General features: G+C 60.3%; 14 protein-coding genes and 2 tRNA genes. 10 read left to right on the top strand and 6 right to left on the bottom strand.

Annotated features, from left to right (window positions below; all coding sequences use genetic code 11):
* Positions 1-118: 118 nt before the first annotated feature.
* On the bottom strand, positions 119-463 hold the full coding sequence (locus tag QEZ49_RS11085) for a hypothetical protein (RefSeq protein WP_280386880.1): 345 nt from the start codon (positions 461-463) through the stop codon (positions 119-121).
* A gap of 367 nt (positions 464-830) precedes the next feature.
* Entirely contained in the window at positions 831-1,352 is a 522-nt protein-coding gene (locus tag QEZ49_RS11080) for a hypothetical protein (protein ID WP_280386878.1), read from the bottom strand.
* Positions 1,353-1,835: 483 nt separating this feature from the next.
* Between QEZ49_RS11080 and QEZ49_RS11075 the strand changes: the two genes are divergently transcribed.
* Entirely contained in the window at positions 1,836-3,125 is a 1,290-nt protein-coding gene (locus QEZ49_RS11075; RefSeq protein ID WP_280386877.1) for an O-acetylhomoserine aminocarboxypropyltransferase, read from the top strand.
* A 719-nt stretch (positions 3,126-3,844) separates the two neighbouring features.
* On the opposite strand, the gene QEZ49_RS11070 is transcribed toward QEZ49_RS11075, so the two are convergent.
* The gene (locus tag QEZ49_RS11070; protein ID WP_280386875.1) at positions 3,845-4,561 is read right to left on the bottom strand and encodes a hypothetical protein; all 717 of its coding nucleotides are present in this window, start codon (positions 4,559-4,561) and stop codon (positions 3,845-3,847) included.
* 188 nt (positions 4,562-4,749) lie between these two features.
* Between QEZ49_RS11070 and QEZ49_RS11065 the strand changes: the two genes are divergently transcribed.
* From QEZ49_RS11065 to QEZ49_RS11050, 4 genes are all read left to right on the top strand, one after another.
* Positions 4,750-4,843: transfer RNA gene (locus QEZ49_RS11065), tRNA-Ser, on the top strand.
* Between the two features lie 440 nt (positions 4,844-5,283).
* A tRNA-Glu gene (locus QEZ49_RS11060) sits at positions 5,284-5,358 on the top strand.
* A gap of 100 nt (positions 5,359-5,458) precedes the next feature.
* Positions 5,459-7,294 (top strand): site-specific integrase, encoded by a 1,836-nt coding sequence (locus tag QEZ49_RS11055; protein ID WP_280386873.1) that lies wholly within the window; start codon positions 5,459-5,461, stop codon positions 7,292-7,294.
* Positions 7,295-7,357: 63 nt separating this feature from the next.
* Entirely contained in the window at positions 7,358-8,212 is an 855-nt protein-coding gene (locus QEZ49_RS11050; RefSeq protein ID WP_280386872.1) for a hypothetical protein, read from the top strand.
* A 16-nt stretch (positions 8,213-8,228) separates the two neighbouring features.
* Here the strand turns inward: QEZ49_RS11050 and QEZ49_RS11045 are convergent, their stop codons facing one another.
* Positions 8,229-8,735 carry a hypothetical protein gene (locus tag QEZ49_RS11045; protein WP_280386870.1) on the bottom strand — a complete coding sequence of 169 codons (507 nt, stop codon included), beginning with the start codon at positions 8,733-8,735 and terminating at the stop codon, positions 8,229-8,231.
* A 924-nt stretch (positions 8,736-9,659) separates the two neighbouring features.
* On the opposite strand from QEZ49_RS11045, the gene QEZ49_RS11040 reads away from it, so the two are divergent.
* From QEZ49_RS11040 to QEZ49_RS11020, 5 genes are all read left to right on the top strand, one after another.
* Entirely contained in the window at positions 9,660-10,802 is a 1,143-nt protein-coding gene (locus QEZ49_RS11040) for an AAA family ATPase (RefSeq protein ID WP_280386868.1), read from the top strand.
* A gap of 70 nt (positions 10,803-10,872) precedes the next feature.
* Positions 10,873-11,187, top strand: a complete 315-nt coding sequence (locus QEZ49_RS11035; protein ID WP_280386867.1) for a hypothetical protein — start codon at positions 10,873-10,875, stop codon at positions 11,185-11,187.
* A gap of 186 nt (positions 11,188-11,373) precedes the next feature.
* On the top strand, positions 11,374-11,631 hold the full coding sequence (locus tag QEZ49_RS11030) for a hypothetical protein (protein ID WP_280386866.1): 258 nt from the start codon (positions 11,374-11,376) through the stop codon (positions 11,629-11,631).
* A gap of 1,122 nt (positions 11,632-12,753) precedes the next feature.
* Positions 12,754-13,344: a recombinase family protein gene (locus tag QEZ49_RS11025; protein ID WP_280386865.1), complete on the top strand. Its 591-nt coding sequence runs from the start codon at positions 12,754-12,756 to the stop codon at positions 13,342-13,344.
* A 384-nt stretch (positions 13,345-13,728) separates the two neighbouring features.
* A complete protein-coding gene (locus QEZ49_RS11020) occupies positions 13,729-16,149 on the top strand; it encodes an autotransporter outer membrane beta-barrel domain-containing protein (RefSeq protein ID WP_280386864.1) in 2,421 nt (806 codons plus the stop codon).
* 81 nt (positions 16,150-16,230) lie between these two features.
* Here the strand turns inward: QEZ49_RS11020 and QEZ49_RS11015 are convergent, their stop codons facing one another.
* Both QEZ49_RS11015 and QEZ49_RS11010 read right to left on the bottom strand, forming a co-directional pair.
* A complete protein-coding gene (locus QEZ49_RS11015; RefSeq protein ID WP_280386862.1) occupies positions 16,231-16,470 on the bottom strand; it encodes a hypothetical protein in 240 nt (79 codons plus the stop codon).
* A gap of 104 nt (positions 16,471-16,574) precedes the next feature.
* On the bottom strand, positions 16,575-17,606 hold the full coding sequence (locus QEZ49_RS11010) for a hypothetical protein (RefSeq protein ID WP_280386860.1): 1,032 nt from the start codon (positions 17,604-17,606) through the stop codon (positions 16,575-16,577).
* Positions 17,607-17,893 lie beyond the last annotated feature (287 nt).

The raw sequence follows: 17,893 nt of genomic DNA, 5'->3' as shown, positions 1-17,893 counted from the left end.
CGTCACTTCCGTAGCTACGCCACGGAGCACCGCCGCCCAGCGCTGCGGCCGCCTCTCATTGCGGGGATCAGGAACCACAAGTTGCCGCTACGGCGCGATTGCGCTGCCCGAACTCCGGCTAGCGCTTATCGTCGTCCCAGGGCAACCGCATGATCGTGATGCCCATGGAGACGCTTGAGAACGTCAACATATTGAAGAAATACAGCAAAAACATCGCCAGGAAGTAGACGTCCGACCGTACGATCAGATCCTTGAGACCGGCGACGTTGAACAACAAAAGCGTGGACACAAAAGCCACGCTTATCGCCGCCCCGATCAACCAGCTCAATCCTAGAACCTGTAACAGCATCGGTACTTTCGCGACATCAAAGGCTTGCGACCGGACGATCGATGGCTCAGCCGCCTCAGCAAAATGCACAATGACTGTGCTCTCGGCGGCAATAGGCTGCTCAAGTGTGGCCATGGAAGCCTCCGGCTGACCCCACCAGCCGATTGGCCAGAGCTAAGTCAGCAACCTTTGTGACAGACAGAATACCTGCCAACTTGTCGCACCGAATATAACCACGATCAACTCCGCCTGCAACGTGCTTAACGCTTTTAATACGCGATCTATGGTGGAGAGCGGCTTTGCCTCGCCGTCCGCACGGGTGCGCCGCAACGCAAGCCCGATTGCGCCGTGAAATTTGATCCGCACAACAGATCAATGGCTAAAGCAGCTCAGCTCAGCGCGACGCGGAACGACAAATATCGCAGCGCGATATTATGGCTGCAGCCATCCGCTGCCATCGCATTCGCTAATCACGCAGCAACGACCTGACTGCGCGCGCTTATCAGTGGGGCAGGCCGTCAAGATTGGTCTGGCGGCATTCGCCACCCAGGTTGCGCAACACGGTGCTTCTGATGCCCGCTTCCACCGGCACAATGCCGGGAGCGCCAAGCTTCAGCCCATACAGCACGATCAGCGTGCCGTCGGCCGACTTGATCGTCGGCTTGCCATCTTCGTTGATTGCGTACGTCCACACCGGCCGCTCATCGCCCGCGTAGCGCTTCCGGCTGCCATCGGCTGAAACCAGCGCACGCTCATAGAAAAGAGGCGTCTTGCCCTTCGCATAATCGACATCGAAATAGAAATAGAACGCGTTGCTGCGAGTGATGAAGGGACGGAACGCACAATCGAGCGAAGGCGCCAACTCCGCTTCACGCGTTTCCTCAACGACTTCCGCAACCGGAGTCGGCGTCAAGGTTTTCTCCACCTGATATATCGCCACCACGGCCAACCCGACCACAATGGCAGCAACGATCCCGACGACGATCAAAGCTGCGGACCGGCCGGAAAGATGCGAGTTTATCAAGGCGTGTCTCCAGTAGAGAATGCAACGGCGCACGAAGTATCCGTGAGAGCGACTACCGTTCACGAATAGCCACCATCACGGGGGCCAGTGGATGAACCCCGCGCACGATGTCAATGCCGCGGGCCGGACTATAGCCGATAGAGCCATGGTTTGGGCAACAGTCCGCTGTCAGCGCGCGATAACGGCTGGCGCGCGGCGTTAACGCAGGCAGCCGCTGCAAAGAAAAGCCCCTGCAAACTGCTGACTATTCCGTCATTTCCGTTGCATCGCAGCCCGATTTAAAGCTGCATCCGCTGGCATACCCGCGCGCTGTTCCCGGCCACTTTTGCGCTGCCTTTGAGAAACGTTGCAGTAAAGTTGCCCCGCGCGCAGCCTCCTCCCCAAGTCCATGCCCCGCGCGTTGTTTATGATCAGAATGACCGTTGACTTGCACTGCCCCTTCCCTTCCCTAATCGGTCAAAGAACAGGAATAGGGAGATAACGATGACGGATTCTCGCGCGCCCAAATTTGACACCCTCGCGGTTCATGCGGGTGCGGCGCCGGACCCGACCACCAATGCGCGGGCGACGCCGATCTATCAAACCACATCCTACGTGTTCAACGACGCCGACCATGCTGCGCAGCTCTTCGGCCTCGAAGCCTTTGGCAACATCTACACGCGCATCACAAACCCGACGCAGGCTGTGCTGGAAGGCCGGCTGGCTGCGCTTGAGGGTGGCTCCGCAGCGCTTGCGCTCGCGTCCGGCCACGCCGCGCAATTCCTCACCTTCCATACCTTGCTGGAGCCGGGCGACGAATTCGTCGCCGGTCGTCAGCTCTATGGTGGCTCCATCAACCAGTTCAATCACTCGTTCAAGAAGTTTGACTGGAACGTACGTTGGGCAGACGCCACCGATGCCGCCAGCTTTGAGCAGGCCGTCACGCCAAAGACCCGCGCAATCTTCGTTGAATCGCTGGCCAATCCCGGCGGTGTTGTTGTCGATCTGCCTGCCATAGCTGCGGTTGCCCAAAAGGCTGGCGTGCCGCTCATCGTCGACAACACGCTCGCAACGCCATACCTGTGCCGTCCGAAGGAATTCGGCGCTGACATTGTTGTCCACTCGCTGACGAAGTTCATCGGCGGTCACGGCAATTCTATCGGCGGCGCCATTGTCGATTGCGGCACCTTCGACTGGTGCGCCAGTCCACACCATTACAAAACGCTGGTGGATCCGAACGCCTCTTACAACGGCCTCAAGATCGCCGACACCTTCGGCAACATGGCATTCGCCATCGCTGCCCGCGTGATGGGCCTGCGCGATCTCGGCCCCGCCATTTCGCCCTTCAATGCCTTCATGCTGCTGACCGGCTCTGAAACGCTGTCGCTGCGGATGGCGCGCCATTGTGAGAACGCGCTTGCGGTTGCCTCCTGGCTGGAAAAACATCCGAAGGTTCGCTGGGTCAGTTATGCGGGGCTGCCCTCCAGCCCCTATTTTGATCTGCACAAACGCATTTGCCCCAACGGAGCAGGCGCCGTGTTCACCTTCGGCGTTGAGGGTGGATATGAGGCCGGCGTGAAGCTGGTATCCAACCTCAAGCTGTTCAGCCTGTTGGCCAACATCGGCGACACGCGCAGCCTCGTCATTCACCCAGCTTCAACCACACATCGTCAGCTAACGGACGAACAGCGCATCGCCGCCGGTGCCGGGCCGGATGTTGTGCGTCTGTCGGTCGGCATTGAAGACAAGGACGACATCATCGCCGACCTGGAACAGGCACTGGCGCAGATCTGACGATTTAAGTTAGCGCTGGCGACTGCGCTCCGCGCAGCCGGCCGCCAGCGCTGATTGGTGCGCGCTGAAACCGCTCACCTCCGCACACCGTCATCCCGACAACGGTCGGGATCCACGCCAGTTTGAACTTTTTCGCACCGGCGCCCCCCCTCCGGGTAGCCGGCCGCCGGTGCATGATTGCCGTCCCGCACCCACGGGTTTTCTGGCGTGACGCACGCGCTGCCCGTGCGGCGCCAAACTGGTCGAGGACGGCTCCGCCCTCCACCAATGTTGGCAGCACACATGCTCGACGTCTTTTTTCGCAACTGCGCGGCGACGCCCCGGCGCAGCCGGCACCTCGGTGAGTGAAGTCGGGTGTCGCGCTGAAACCGCTCACCTCCTCACACCGTCATCCCGACAACGGCCGGGATCCATGCCAAGTTGAACTTTTTCGCACCGACGACTCCTCTCCGGGTAGCTGGCTGCCGGTGCGTGATTGTCCTGCCGCATCGGTGAGCGAAGCCGGGATTGAAGCTTCATCCGCTTGCTTCCGCACACCGCCAAAAGAACATCGTCAGGCGATAGATTTGCACGCGCAAAGGCCACCCTTGCGGGCTTCGGCGCCAGTTCGTGCGCAATCAAGCAACGCGCCTCTGCGCTCACCTGCTAAAGAAGGACGCAATCCGAGATCGACCAGCGGACCACCACCGTCCGCGCTGCCGAACGCGCCTGCTCCTCTGTCAGCAGTCACCGAACAGAGACGTCACGCAGTCCCACGATTTCTTGACGGCTTTGCCCACGGCCTTGCCGGTGTCGTTGAATGCCTTCCCGGTCTTGTTCGCCATATCCTGCAGGGCGCCCGGCTTTTGGGGTTTGGCGGCGGCAGCACGCTCGGCTTCCGCGGCAGTTTCCGGCGGCAGTGGCGTCGGATAGCCCTCCTCACCCGCAGGCTGTCCATGTCCTGGCGGGTATGCCCCACCATCGATCGTGCCCACCGGTGTCATCGGTGGCATGCCACCCCCCGGAGCAGCGTGAGGAACCGTCGAACCAACCGCTGCAGGGGGGATCTGGGGCGAGCCCGAAAGCCCCATTGCCGGAGCGGTCGCACCGTCTGTCCGTGCCTGGCCCAGTGGCGATGTTTCGGGGTCGGCCAAAGAGAACAGCACCGAGCGCGTTTCACCAGGGCATGGCGTCGCCTGACTGCGCGAAACACTACGGGTTGCATGCCCCCCGGCTTTGGCCAGTTCCGTGATGCAGAGGAACTGTCCTCTGGAGGAGCGCGCCGCCGGGGTGCCTTCGCCGCCGATCAGACAGCGATAGCTGGCCTCCGGTCCTTGGCAGGCGACGCAGAACTCCTGAGCTTGTGCCCCCGTGAAATGCGCAGCCGTACCAAGGACGATCAAAGCGCCCGACACAGCGGCAAACTTCACAGCGGCAGGCTTCGACGCCGTGTTCATGAGCCACTCTCTGAAACCAGTGTTTCCCATCGTCTTGCCAACAGTTAACCGCCCCTTGACGATGGGCGTCTTACGGGCGGAGCGTCAAGGCTGATTGCGCATTTTTGGCGCAGCCCGTTGAATAGGTGGGATGGAGACAAACGGCGGCTTGCATTCGCAGCGGGTCGCATCTATTACCGCACGCTTGTGGAGACGTGGCCGAGAGGCTGAAGGCGGCGGTTTGCTAAACCGTTATACGTTTTTAAAGACGTATCGAGGGTTCGAATCCCTCCGTCTCCGCCATATCATTCAGAAAACATCTTTTTAAATCCGGCTATTAGGGCGTTCGCCATTCCCTAGGGAGTGTTTTTGCGCCGGCGCGATTGTCAGACATCATCTCCACGCCATGAGCGTACTTTCTGCGGAATGGCGGCGCCCAAATCCTTGCCCTCCGCGGTGCTCCAGACGCTGGTCACACACTGGTGCTGAGCACCGGAACCGGTCACGTCGCCTATCTCCGAAACCCCACGCCAACTTCAGCGCCATATACATCGACCAGCGTCGCGATCGCCCGGTGCCACCAGAAATAGAATGCCCTACAGGAAAACACGTTGCATCAGTGGGTTAGATGCTTGTCCGGCGGTATTATGTGGACAAATCGCCAGCCGCAGACCCGGGCCGTTTCGCCGCGCCCGAGTGTTGCTTGCGCGATCGGCAAATCACCCCTATACCCATGCGCCTGCGGTCCCTTCGTCTATCGGTTAGGACGTCAGATTTTCAATCTGAAAAGACGGGTTCGACTCCCGTAGGGACCGCCACAGCCATCCTAAGTGATTGGCCCGACGAGAATATCGCAAAATCAGCAACTTGCAACCGCCCCGGTGGTATCAACGGGTGGTATCAATCGTGCGGGTACTCATGGGCGTCGTGAAGAATCGGCACGGCACTTATGTCGTCCGCAAGAAAGTGCCCAAGGGCCTTGAAGAGGCCGTTGCAAGAGTGCTCGGGGACGAGCGGCAACGCGTGGCGTGGTTGCAGCGCTCACTCGGCACCAAAGACCTCAAGATCGCCAACGTAGCCGCCAAGCCCATCCTGATAGAGTTCGATGCGGTGCTGGCGAAGGCGGCGGCGCTCGTGAGCCCCATCCCGCAGCGTGACGACCTCAGCGACGGCGAGGTCAAGACGATGGCCGACTACTTCTATGCCTCGCTGCTCAGCGAAGACGATGAGGTCCGGCGCGATGGCGCTGGATCGCAGCAGCTCTTTCGGGAAGTCGCCGACCAAGTGTCTGGCGTGGTCGTCGCGTCGGCGTTCGACCTTGATGAGGCTGCACCGCCCTACGGGATGAGCGAACGCGAGTTCGACAAGCACAAGAGCACCGTGGACTTCCTCTTACCGGCAGCCCGCAAGGCCCTTGCAAGGGGCGACCTCAGCTTCGTCGATGACGAGCTAGACGAGTTGATGGCCGTCTTCCGCATCGGCCTAGACCCATCTTCCAAGGCCTACCGGGCCCTCGGCACGGCCGTTCTCAAACGCTATGTGCAGCACCTCGAAGCTCTGGACCGGCGCAACGCTGGCGAGGTGGTGGAGACGCCGCCCCTTCTTGAGCCGCCGTTGAGCGCTTCTGAGCGTCCCGCGTCGTCGGCATCATCCGCCAAGGACACCTTGAGCGCCGCTTACGAAGGCTGGAAGAAAGCTCGTTCATCCGTGGCGAGCACTGACCGCGAATACTACAACGCCATCCAGCGCTTCATAGAACTTCACGGCGATATGCGGATCAGAGACATTCGCCGGAGCCACGTCCGCGAGTACCGCGAGGCCGTGCAGATGATCCCCACGAACCGAGCCGGTCCGTTGCGCAAGGCCAAGTTGCCGGAACTTGTGAAGTGGTCGGAAGCACACCCCGCCGCAAAGCGCCTCGGGCCCGCGTCGGTGAACAAGCTGCTCGGCGGAGGGCAGGCTATATGCAATTGGGCTTACGACAACGGCTTTATTCCCGACGACCGGATTTGGGCCGATCCGTTTGCAAAGATGCGCGTCGATGAGCCGGAGCCGGACCCTGTTCTTTGGGATACGGCCCGCCTCAAGCTTCTGTTCAACTCAAGCGTCTTCACTCAGGGCGATAGGCCGGAGGGTGGCGGTGGCGAAGGCGCGTATTGGATGCCGCTGCTGGCGCTCTTTACGGGGGCCCGGCAGGGCGAGTTAGCGGCCCTCACGGCGGATGACGTTGAGACCGATGAGCCCACCGGCATCCGCTACTTCCGCATCACCAACGACGAAGAGCGCGGTGCTCGCGTAAAGAACAAATCATCGCGTCGTGTCGTGCCCGTCCACCCTGAGCTAAAGCGCCTCGGCTTCCTTACCTATGTCGATGCTCGTCGCCGCCTTGGCGGACAGAAAGCGCCGCTCTTCCCGCTCATGGAAAAAGGCCCGCGCGACGGCTTTGCGGAGCGTTGGTCGAAGTGGTTTGGCCGCTACCTAACCAAGCTCGGAATCAAGGGGACCGATGCTCCGGTCTTCCATTCGTTCCGGCACGGGTTCAAGGACGCCTTGCGCTGGAAGGCTGAAAGCGAAGACGTGAACGACGCTCTTACGGGACACTCAGGGGGCGGTGTAGGGCGACGATACGGGGCTCGCGACAGCGCTCGCCGCTTTGGTATGGAACGGTTGGCCGATGCGGTGGCGAAAGTGGAATATCCGGGGCTTTCGCTTGAGCACCTTTACCCTAGCGTAGACGCGGCCGAAAACGGATAAACAGTTCAACCGCGTTGTGTGAGGGGAAGATTGATGTGCGCGTAAAGCTCAGGAGACGCCGCATTGATTGATCTTAAGGACACCATTGAACAAATCGAAAAGCTGTTGCTGGCAGGAACGGCGAGGGATTTGACCTACGCAGCGCTAGAGTGCCGCCTTGCGATAGAGCGCATTTGCTATGACCGGCTGCGGATGGCTCACGCTTACATTCCGCGCAAAGAATTGGCGAGCTGGCAGCCTAGGCAAGTCGTCAACTTCATTGCACAAACAGCAGACGAATTAGCCGCCGCGACGGCTACGTTCTCAATCTCGCGGATGCCCATTTGCGATAGGAGTGAGCAGACAGAAGACGACTTCGCAAATCAGGTTTGGACCGAAGTTGGAACGCAAGTTGGATTTGATCCCCGGACGCTGGGGAGACTATGGAATGCTCTAGCAAATGTTGCTCTGCATTTGCGACTCCCCGAAGACGGTCAGGATTATGTGGGGCAGTACGGTGCGAGCGGAGCCATCCGACCGAAAGTCGAGGAGGCTCTAGCAGAGCTGAGAAATATCTCAGGAAGTACGTTATCAATAACAGGTACGCTCGGAACGATATCCTTTGTTTGCGTGTGCGGATTCCCCAACAAACGAACAGGCAGCTTATTAAGCGACAAGCAGGTGGTTAGCTGCGCCAGTCCTAAATGTTACGAAAGCTATGTCTTCCACTTGGCAGAAACTTCGTTCGAGCGACGTATCATAGAAGTTCCTTGTCACGAATGTGGCGTCTCGCAGAGTGTGCCTTGGGTTCCAGTTCACCGGACAAAGCCGGGCGAAGTGTTTCACTGGACCTGTATTTGCGGGCAGGAAATAGGCCTCGCGTGGCGTCTATTCAAGGTAAGGCGCAACGACGCCCCCTCGCTCACTAGGGACGCCTAAGCATCCACCGGCTGTTCTAGCTCCGAGCACGTGTAAGCCACCCAAGCGACGGCCGCCAACCTGCCAAGCTCAAGCTCTTCTGAAACATCCGGTCACGTTCTTCCGAGGTGTTTTTGAACCAGTCAGTTATCGCTTCAAGCCGATCTAAAACCGGCTCAATGCCTTCTAGGTTTTCGTCCCGAATGCGGCGGTATTCTTTTTCCTCTCGGATCAACAGCTCTGCACGAACGTCCATTTCGGCTAGATGCTTCGCAAGCTTATCTCCGAACAAAAAACGAGCGTCCCTAGTGTCTCTGCTGAAAGCTCTCAACTGATCCCAGTTTAGTTGCCCGTCGCGGCGCACCGAACACACCAAATCCATCGTGGCGTTGTAGATCGCCAACCGGCGGTCGAATAAATCGAGCTTCACTTTTTGAGTGTTGGTGCGCCACTTCCATAAAGCGATGCAGAGTGTGAAGAAGCCACCGCCGAAGATTGAGATGCTCTGCGCATTTCCCGACAACCAGTTCCACAACCAGCTCACTAGCCCCTCCGTTGCAAAAGGTTTCGCGTGAACGCTGCCTGATTTGCTGATCCGCAGCTAGTGCGCCGCGCTCGCATGGTCCGTCAGACGGGCGCTCTACGCCACGACGACCGCCCGTGTCACAGCCCCTCAGAAACCCCGCTACAGGCCCTTCGCCGCCCTTACCCTCCCATAGTACCCCCCGACCTCAAAGTCGGGCGCATACCCCTCTGAAAAGCCCCTCATCGGCTCTTTGACGAAGCCTTGTCCGAGCGGCGGTGGTGTGCCGGGGAAGTCGTGCGAAGACAACAAAGGCTTCCGTGCAGGGGTGTGGGAGGGGTGCCGCTCGGGCGGTGACGGCGGTGAAAGACCGAATAGGTTGCCTAGTCCGGATAATCAGACGTGGCTCCGAAGGCATCGTCGGGGCCCTCGAAGGTGACGGAGAGAACGAAAGGTTGCCTCCTCCGGTCTAAGGAGACGTGTCGGCCGACAACATAGGTTGCCCAATTTGGACAAGCAGACGCATCCGCGTCGGCCGACAACATAGGCGCAAGGCTCCCGGCAGCAGCCCCATCTTCAAGGCATCGGCAAAGCCGTTGCATGACAATCGCAGGATTGTGCGGAGCAGAGGCTCTTGCGGTGGGAATGCTGGTGGTGCCGATTGTTGAAGGGGCTCCCCTATCAGCAGCCCCGCCACCAAGATCCCCACCCTCAGACAATTCCTTAGGTGCCCGTCTTTCCAAGACACCACCCCCTAAGAGGCCCTGAGATACCAGTCAAAGGCCCTGCCGATGCCCTTAGGGTTGAGCCTGCTGTCTCAGCTCTTACCTGCTGGCTGTGTCTGGAAGACCTAAGGGATGAGAGAGACCTTCGGGTCTCACCCTAGTTCAGTACAGATGTTTCCAGTTTCTCTTGCTTATATAGCTAGGAAACCCGGAAATACTATTGATTGTCAGTGTCTTACAAACCCGCCGATACGGGTGGAATTTCCTCCCTTTCGTCGGCATCAACCCGCGCTCACCGTTCGGTGGTGGCGCTTTCCTCACGGAGATTATGAAGACCTCAACGACCACCACCAATGCTTCGACTACCTCACCAACCCCTTCCGCGCCCCGCATCCGGCCTCTTGGCGACGTTCTCGACGACGAGACGATCAAGCCGAGGAACCGCCTACTCGGTCCTTGGCTACTTGAGCGAGGCGCTACCATGGTCTTCGCCCCACCCGGCGTAGGCAAAAGCTGGTTCTCTCTTGCCGTCGCAACCGCCGTGGCAACGTGCGGCACGTTCGGGCACTGGTCAGCGGAAAGCCCGAACAGGGTTCTCTATATCGACGGCGAAATGGATATGGCGGACCTGAAGGGACGCGCTAAGCTCGCCATCAAGGCCGCAGAAGGCGGCAACCCCGACCTCATCCGCGAGAACGTCGTCCTCTTCGCAAGGCACGACCAGCCGGAGGAGGAAGACAACTTCCCTGACTTCAGCAATCCCGACGACGCGGACGCGATCCTTGCCATCGTTCGGCAGCACCGCCCCCAACTCGTGGTCCTCGACAACCTCAGCACGTTAGCGACCGTCGATGACGAGAACGCAGCCGCCGCGTGGGACAACTTCCTGAAGCTCTTGCTGCGGATAAAGTCAGCAGGCGCGGCCGTGCTTGTCGTCCACCACTCGAATAAGAACGGCGAGCAGTATCGGGGCTCTTCCAAGATCGCGACGACCTTTGAAGCAATCGTCCGACTACGGCCTAACCCTCGTGAGGCTGCATCGGACGGTGCTGCGTTCTTGTTAGACTTCACGAAGACGCGAATGCAGTCGGCGGACAGCCGCAAGGTGTTCAACGTGTCGTTCGCCGATGCCCGATGGCATTGGGATACGCTAGTTGATCCCGCTATTGCAGAGCTGGTGCGTCGTTTCCTCGACGGCGAGTTCAAGTCGCAAGCCGAAGCTGCATCAGTCCTCGGCATATCAAAGGGCGAGGTCTCAAAGCGTCTCGGGAAAGCTTATGCTGCGGGCTTGACGACAAAGGCGGAAATTCAGGCCGCTATGGCGGCGGCGAAACGAAACGCAGAAGATGGCGAGGCTCACTGAAATGACTTCCCGCCCCAAAGTCCGGACCGACAAGCCCTCTCGAACCGCCTCAAGCCAAGCTCCGAAAGGCGTGGCGATACCTCGGAAGAGCGAATACCCCACGCGGCACCAGCGAAAGCTCGCCGCCTATCTCTCCGAAGGCTTCCACCTCATCTTCGACGCCGACCGGAAACGTCGCGGCCTCTCTCCGTTCCGTGCAAAGCCCATCACTCAGGTCGCGGTCGAGACCGGAATGACCGTGACAAATGCCCGTTACTGGCTCCGGCAGGATCACTACGCGCTCTGGCTCCGCTTCTGGTCGGGGATAAAGCCGGAGGTGTGGGACAAGATCGAAGCCGAACGCGGCTGCCTTGTACAGCCCGTGCCAACACCTCGCACGACCTAACACGACCCGCTAAACGCCGATGACACGCCCTTGAGGAAGCCCCTCAGGGGCGTTGTCGTTTGCTGTGAAGACCACGTCCCGCAACCTGAAACCTCGGAGAACGACATAACGCTCGCACCGCCACACTCGACAGAGACGATCGCACCATCTTTCACCGCACCCGAACGGACCCTTGCACGAAAACCCATGTTGTCTTCGGACGACTTCCCCGGTGTCGTACTGCAACTCGATGAGCGCCACCGCCTCATCGCCAGCGGCGTAGACGGCAGTCACGCAACGTGTTGGACGATTCAATATCGAGACGGCCCCGACCGATGGACCGGCCGCAAGTATCTCACCAGAGCCCGCTATGTTCCCAACGCAGTCCGGCAGCTCAAGCTTGGCAGGGCGGCGTTGGAGGCGGCGACGGCGTGGGCGGCAACTCCCGGCCTAGCTGGCGTGTAAACGCTGCCGATAGGTGCCCAAACAAGGCCCGTACAGCGGCATCTTGAAGAAGCTGGCGACCCATATAGCCGGAACCACTCAAGAGGCTCTGTACGGGGGGATACGGTAGGGGCTGTGAGCGGTGTCCTAGGACCGTGGACGGGGTGGAAGAGACCCCGGATGTTTTGCTGCGAAAACGCGAGGGGGTATTTAGAATATCCCGCCGCCCGCCATTCCCCCCGCGCCGGGCCCGTTCCTATAGGTTTGCTCCGGCGACCGACCTCCGAATTTCTGAGACGTTCTTGAGCGCGAGGCTTTCGCCGCTCGGATGCTTGGCTTCTCGTTGAGTGTCGGTCGCCGTTGAGCAGCAGCAGGGGGGCGGGGGCTGTTGTCTCCCGGCCGATGCAGTCGCGTCTCAAGCGGCGCTAGACCTCCTCGGCTTCCCGTCCCGCGCACCAACACCTCACTCGCGTCCGTCTCTCAATCGACGGCGAGCATTCACCTGCCCTTCCAACACCCACGGAGATACTGCCATAGCGCCACTATCCATCTACCTGCACCCTGCCTCTATCCCTTCTAAGGGCCTTCGTTACACCGTCACGCTGCACTCGCCGGACGGAGAAGAGATTGTCTCGGATGCCAAAGACCCGGTTCACGTCGCCGCCCGTGTGCTGGAAAACCGAGACGCGACTAGCGTCGCTCGTGGCACGGGAAACCGCCCCTTACACGTCTTCGCCCCTTCACTCATCACACCTGACAAGTGGACGCCGACGCTGCGCTACCGCCGAGTGAGCGATGCGGCGCGGCTGCACACCCGTGAGAGCGCCTTGGAGGGGCCCGTGGTCGTCCGCTACCAGCCCTTCGACGGCACCTTCAAAGCCGCTGCATAGAGCCTGACCGTTTTCCGGCTGACGGGTGCTTGGCGGTTCAGGGCGCTACGGGTGCCAGTGCCGACGAAACCCCGTCCGCTGGAAAACGGTGACGGCTAGAGAGTGTCCCACAAGAGCAGGCCCTAGTGACTCGTTGAGGGCGACCGGCAAGAGCCGTGAAGAGTGTCCCATTAAAGCGGCATTGCTATTTTGGGACGTTTGTGCCTTCATATCTTTAGATCATACGGTGCATGACGTGGGATAGGGGAAGCACATGCAGATTGGATACGGACGGACCTCGACCTCCGAGCAAGAGGCTGGACTTGAGGCGCAGCAGCGCGACCTTGCGGCGGCAGGTTGCGAGAAAGTCTTCACCGAACAAGTTTCGTCGGTGGCGCAACGCGAGGAGCTGGAAGCGGCTATCGACTACCTCCGAGACGGTGACACGCTTGTCGTCACGAAACTGGACCGCCTTGCACGGTCGATGCGCGACCTGCTGACGATTGTTGATAGGATCGAGGCAAAGGGCGCTTCGCTGCGCATCCTCGCAATGAACCTCGACACGTCCACCGCCACCGGGAAGCTGATGCTCAACGTACTCGGCAGCGTAGCGGAGTTCGAGCGCTCGTTAATGTTGGAGCGCCAGCGCGAGGGCATCGCAAAGGCGAAGTCAGAGGGCAAGTACAAAGGCCGTGCGCCGACTGCGATGGCAAAGGCCGACGAGGTTGAGGCTATGCTTGTGGCGGGTGAAAGCCCCACAGCAGTTGCGAAGCTTCTAAACATCGGCAGGTCGTCGGTTTACCGCATCATGGATGATCGCGGGCTGAAGCGTGAGTTCTCTTACAAGGCCGATGCTGACTCGTGAAGGCCTCTGCAAAGGGGCATTTGCACAACAGTTAGCACGGCACGGAAAGGGCTCTTCGCGAGCCCTTTTGCGTTTGTGGCTGACCTAAACACTATCCGTCAAAGCACTGAGAACAACGTTCAGTGGACCGTGTTTAATATGCGACGGTCCTGAGCATAACACGACCGTATGGCCTGAACGTCGCTCACTGCCATGATCAGATCGCTGATGCTTAAACAGCTCAGGTGAGCCGCGACTAGGTTAATGCCGCGCCAGATAGAGCGCGAGCGCGTCAACAGAGTTCCAAATTCAGCGGCAACGCCGCGCACCGAATTGAAAGGACTTGTTATGGCCGCGCCATACCATGCGCATTGTTGCGCGGTTTCGATGTTGGCACTTTTATCAGTGTTGCAGTCTTCCGAAACGCAAGCTCAGCAAGTTCACGCAACGGGCGGTGCAACCCAGACGGCCAGCGGGACCATCATCACGGTTGGGGAGCCTGCCCTGCTAGCGGACATCGACGGCATCATCGTCAGCACGTCGCCGTTGACCATCACCACAACCGGAGCCGGTGGCGATGGCGCGAGGGCGACGAGCAGAGGACAGATCGACATTGCTTCCGGATCAACCATCGAAACATCTGGCAACGCATCTGCCGGTGCGCGGGCGACCTCATCTTGGTCGCTAATTACTATCGGGACCGGGACAACGATAACCACGCACGGAAACAACAGCCAAGGCATCCTTGCAGGCACCTTTGGTACAGTTGATGCAAACGGCGTCACCGTCGTTACCAACGGCGACGGAGCCTTCGGTGTCGTTGCGAACTCCGCTTCGGTCACTTTCATAAATGGGGCTGTCACGACGTCGGGCACAGGCGCCCAAGGGCTCCGGGCCCTCACACAGGGTGTGCTTACGGCGGACAATGTGACAGTAACGACATCCGGCAGTGATGCCGCCGGCCTCTACGCTTCTACGGACTTGATTGCCACGTCCGCCACCGTAAGCACTTCCGGAGCCGGATCGCATGGTGTCGTACTAGCATCCGGTGGAGAGGTCACTCTGACTGACAGCACGGTGACTACTTCCGGTGCTATCGCCAATATCGTGCATTCAACCGGCCCAAGCACGGTCACGATCACCAATAGCAGCTTGAGCGCCGCAGATGGAGCGGGTTTTGAAGTTGTTAGTGGCCAGCTCACTGCCACGCTCACAAACGCCACCATCACCGGCGGCGATAAACTATTGAATGTGAGCGACATCGGCGCACTCAACATCTACGCGGACAGCACGACGCTTACCGGTAGCGCGGTAATGGCCGCCGGCGGCACGGCGCAAATAAACCTTCTAGGCTCATCCGTGTGGAATATCACCGACGATTCCAACCTTACGCTACTGATCAATCAGACTGGCAGTCTCGCGCAGTTCTCTCCACCCGGTTCGAGTGCCGGTCCGTTCAAAACGCTGACGGTGCAGGACTATGTAGGCATTGGCGGCACGCTGGGCGTTAATACGTTCCTCGGCACCGATGGCTCGCCATCCGATAAACTTATAATCGACGGCGGCAGCGGCCTTGGCTCTTCGCTGCTTAGCGTGACTAACGTTGGCGGTGGCGGTGATCTCACAACACTCGACGGCATCCTCGTGGTCGATGCAATTAACGGCGGCACAACCGTGCCGGGATTGCTTACGCTCGCCGGGCCGGTGGTAGTCGGACCCTATGAATACTCGCTCTATCGCGGCGGCCAGAACGGTGCCAACCCCGATAACTGGTATCTGCGCTCCGTGCTCGATTGTGCACTCGACCCATCAGCGCCGCTTTGCGCCCCTGATACACCCGACTGGCGGCAGGAGACATCGCTCTATGCGGCCGTTCCGGCCATGACGCTGCTGTACGGTCGCCTGATGCTCGACACGCTGCACGAGCGGCGCGGCACGGCTGTCAGCGCCTACGCTGAAGGCGCACCGAACGCAGCCTGGGCGCGTGTCATCGGTCAGCATGGTGATCGCGACGGCGGCAAAGGCGGCATTTGCGGCGCTGGCCCGAAATACGACTACGACTTCTGGGCCTTTCAGGGCGGTATGGACCTCTACCGTGACGGCGATGTTGGCACGTCGCGCAACCATGCCGGTGCGTTCTTCGCCATCGGCCACGGCTCCGGCGACGTGCAGCACATCGGTGATGGCAAGGCGGGCGAAAACAGCTTCATGGCCTATTCATGGGGTGCCTACTGGACCCACTACACACCGAACAACGCTTACATCGACACGCTGCTGATGGGCTCGTGGTACGATATCGACGCGGCGTCCAACCGCATCCCGAAGATGCAGACCGATGGCGGCGCGTTCGGTGCTTCGGTCGAAGGCGGCTATCCGGTCTACACCGGTCCCGGTGGCTTCAGCATCGAACCGCAGGCCCAGCTTGCCTACCAGACGATCAACCTCAACAACGGCTCGGATGTTGGCGCTCAGGTGCACTTCGACAACGTCAATTCGCTGGTCGTACGTGTGGGCGTTCGTTTCGCTCAGGACTTCGGTACGCCGACATGGCTGACCGGAGCACCGTCAACCTTCACGGCATGGGTGCGTCCGAACTTCTGGTATGAGTTCCTCGGCGATCCTAAGACGAAGTTCTCATCGGCCACCGGCTTCGTTCCGTTCGCGGCCGACATGGGCGGCACCACGTTCGAGATCAACACCGGCTTTAGCACTGACATCGGCGGCGGCGCGGCGATCTACGCCAACGCATCCTATCTCGTCGGCCTCGGTGAACGCGCCGACGGCAACGCCTATGATGGCAAGCTCGGCGTCAAGGTCGCGTGGTGAGATAAGCCCCCCGGTAACAGCAGGGCCCGCACCGCTGCTAAGCGATACGGGCCTCTTCTAGGGCAGGAATGGGCTTGCGCCTCAGCAGTTGCGGGTGGCTTCAAGAGCCCATACCGCAGCCGGATAACGGCCGTCAGCGGAATGAGGAACACCAAGCCGCGCGGCCTCTACGTGGGCCCGTGACGTGATCTCTTCTAGGGCCTTGTCGAGGTCTGCGACGTAGTTCAACACGTCCTCATCGTGCCGCTCAACGTACTGACGGGCCGTGAGAGGTGTTGTAAGGGCTTCGCAGGTCGTGAAGTCGGTGGTGGTCGTCATCATGATCGTGTCCCCTTGGTGTTGTGGCCGTTGTTGGCCGGTGAAATTGTGGATGCGTTCAGCCGGGCCTCAGTGTTTTTCTGAGGCGGTGGCTGCGGTGGTTATGATCAGCCAATCAAGCGCAGCTCGGTGCCGTGCGGGGCCGTGCTGAGGGCGATGACGCCAGCGGCGGCTAGGCTGTGGAGCGTCCGGTTCAGCTCCGACGTGGATGTTCCCAGCGCCTTCGCCAGCCCTCGTTGCCCCGTTCGCAGCTCTCCGCCATGTTCCTGTAGGTGTTCCAGCAAGGCTGCTTTCAAAGCGCCGCCCGAGGCCGTTGCACCGCCATCGTTCAGGGCTGCCGATGAGGCCTCAGAAACGGGCCTTTGCGCGGCAAGTGCCGGGAGGGGTGGGACAGTACCGAACGCTGCAACATCGGACGCAATGGCCTCGCCAGAGGCCTTGTGGGCAGCTTCTGAGACGCTGTCCGGGACACCTTTGGGACGGCTTGAAACAGAGTGCGTACCGCCCACGAGAAGAACCGCGAACGCGCTCCCGACCTCAAGGGCCAGCACCGGCACCAAGGCCAACCAACGGGACAGCTCGGCGGCGTCGGCGCGGACACCAAGAGCCCCTAGGTATGTGACCAATGCAGCGGCGGCCGGATCGGCGTCAGTCGCCAGCGGGGCCGATGCAAGGTCACTTTCGGCGGCTGCAAGCGCCGTCTGCAATTCCGTGCGGCGGGCCGTGGTCGCGGCTTCGGCGGTGAGCGTGGCGATCTCTCCGCAGACACGGCGAGAAACCTTGCCGAACGCCTTGGAGCCCGTGTCGTCACAAGGCGCTAGCCTTGGCGTCGTCTTGAGGCGGGCGATCTCCGCTTCAAGGGCTGCTACGGGCCGCGTTACGGGCAAAGTGGCGAGTTCGTGACGGGCGGCGTCATAGCGGGCTTTAGCGGCGTCGGCGGCGTCGGCAGCTTGTGAGCGCGTTGCGGAGGCATCGGCGCGGGACGCGGCCATAAGCGATAGCTCGGCGGTCAGGCTGTAGGTGACGGCGACGATACTGAGAACCGCAAGGGCCGCTGCACGGACTGGCGACCATGAGCGCAACGCAGCGGCCGCGCCTTCAATCGCAAAGGGCTTTGCAGCCTCAAGGCCGAGCGCCATGCAGACGCTCAAAGCGCCAATGAAGGGCCCGTGATGATTGCCCGTGGTCCACGCGTAAAATGCCCCGAAGCCAGCGGAAGCCGCCACTAGTGTAACAGCGGAAGCAACAGTTGCGACCCTCGGAACACGATACATCATCGACGCGACGTTGAAGCGCGAACGTGATACAGCTCCCGAACGGCCATCTTCGAGCCCTTCAGGGCTATCGCTAGGTGGTATCAATTGGAGCGGGGCGACGTTGTAAGTCATTGATTTTGCTGGCCTTGTCGGGCCGAAGCGGTCTTCCC

The organism is Hyphomicrobium sp. D-2, assembly GCF_029872155.1.
Taxonomy (GTDB): domain Bacteria; phylum Pseudomonadota; class Alphaproteobacteria; order Rhizobiales; family Hyphomicrobiaceae; genus Hyphomicrobium_A.
This window is presented reverse-complemented; position numbering and strand designations above follow the sequence as displayed.

What these genes read in the sequence shown, in the direction of transcription:
- QEZ49_RS11085 (WP_280386880.1), bottom strand. Translation starts at nt 463, where the DNA reads ATGGCCACACTTGAGCAGCCTATTGCCGCCGAGAGCACAGTCATTGTG.
- QEZ49_RS11075 (WP_280386877.1), top strand. Translation starts at nt 1,836, where the DNA reads ATGACGGATTCTCGCGCGCCCAAATTTGACACCCTCGCGGTTCATGCG.
- QEZ49_RS11070 (WP_280386875.1), bottom strand. Translation starts at nt 4,561, where the DNA reads ATGAACACGGCGTCGAAGCCTGCCGCTGTGAAGTTTGCCGCTGTGTCG.
- QEZ49_RS11055 (WP_280386873.1), top strand. Translation starts at nt 5,459, where the DNA reads ATGGGCGTCGTGAAGAATCGGCACGGCACTTATGTCGTCCGCAAGAAA.
- QEZ49_RS11030 (WP_280386866.1), top strand. Translation starts at nt 11,374, where the DNA reads ATGTTGTCTTCGGACGACTTCCCCGGTGTCGTACTGCAACTCGATGAG.
- QEZ49_RS11025 (WP_280386865.1), top strand. Translation starts at nt 12,754, where the DNA reads ATGCAGATTGGATACGGACGGACCTCGACCTCCGAGCAAGAGGCTGGA.
- QEZ49_RS11015 (WP_280386862.1), bottom strand. Translation starts at nt 16,470, where the DNA reads ATGATGACGACCACCACCGACTTCACGACCTGCGAAGCCCTTACAACA.
- QEZ49_RS11010 (WP_280386860.1), bottom strand. Translation starts at nt 17,606, where the DNA reads ATGGCGCTCGGCCTTGAGGCTGCAAAGCCCTTTGCGATTGAAGGCGCG.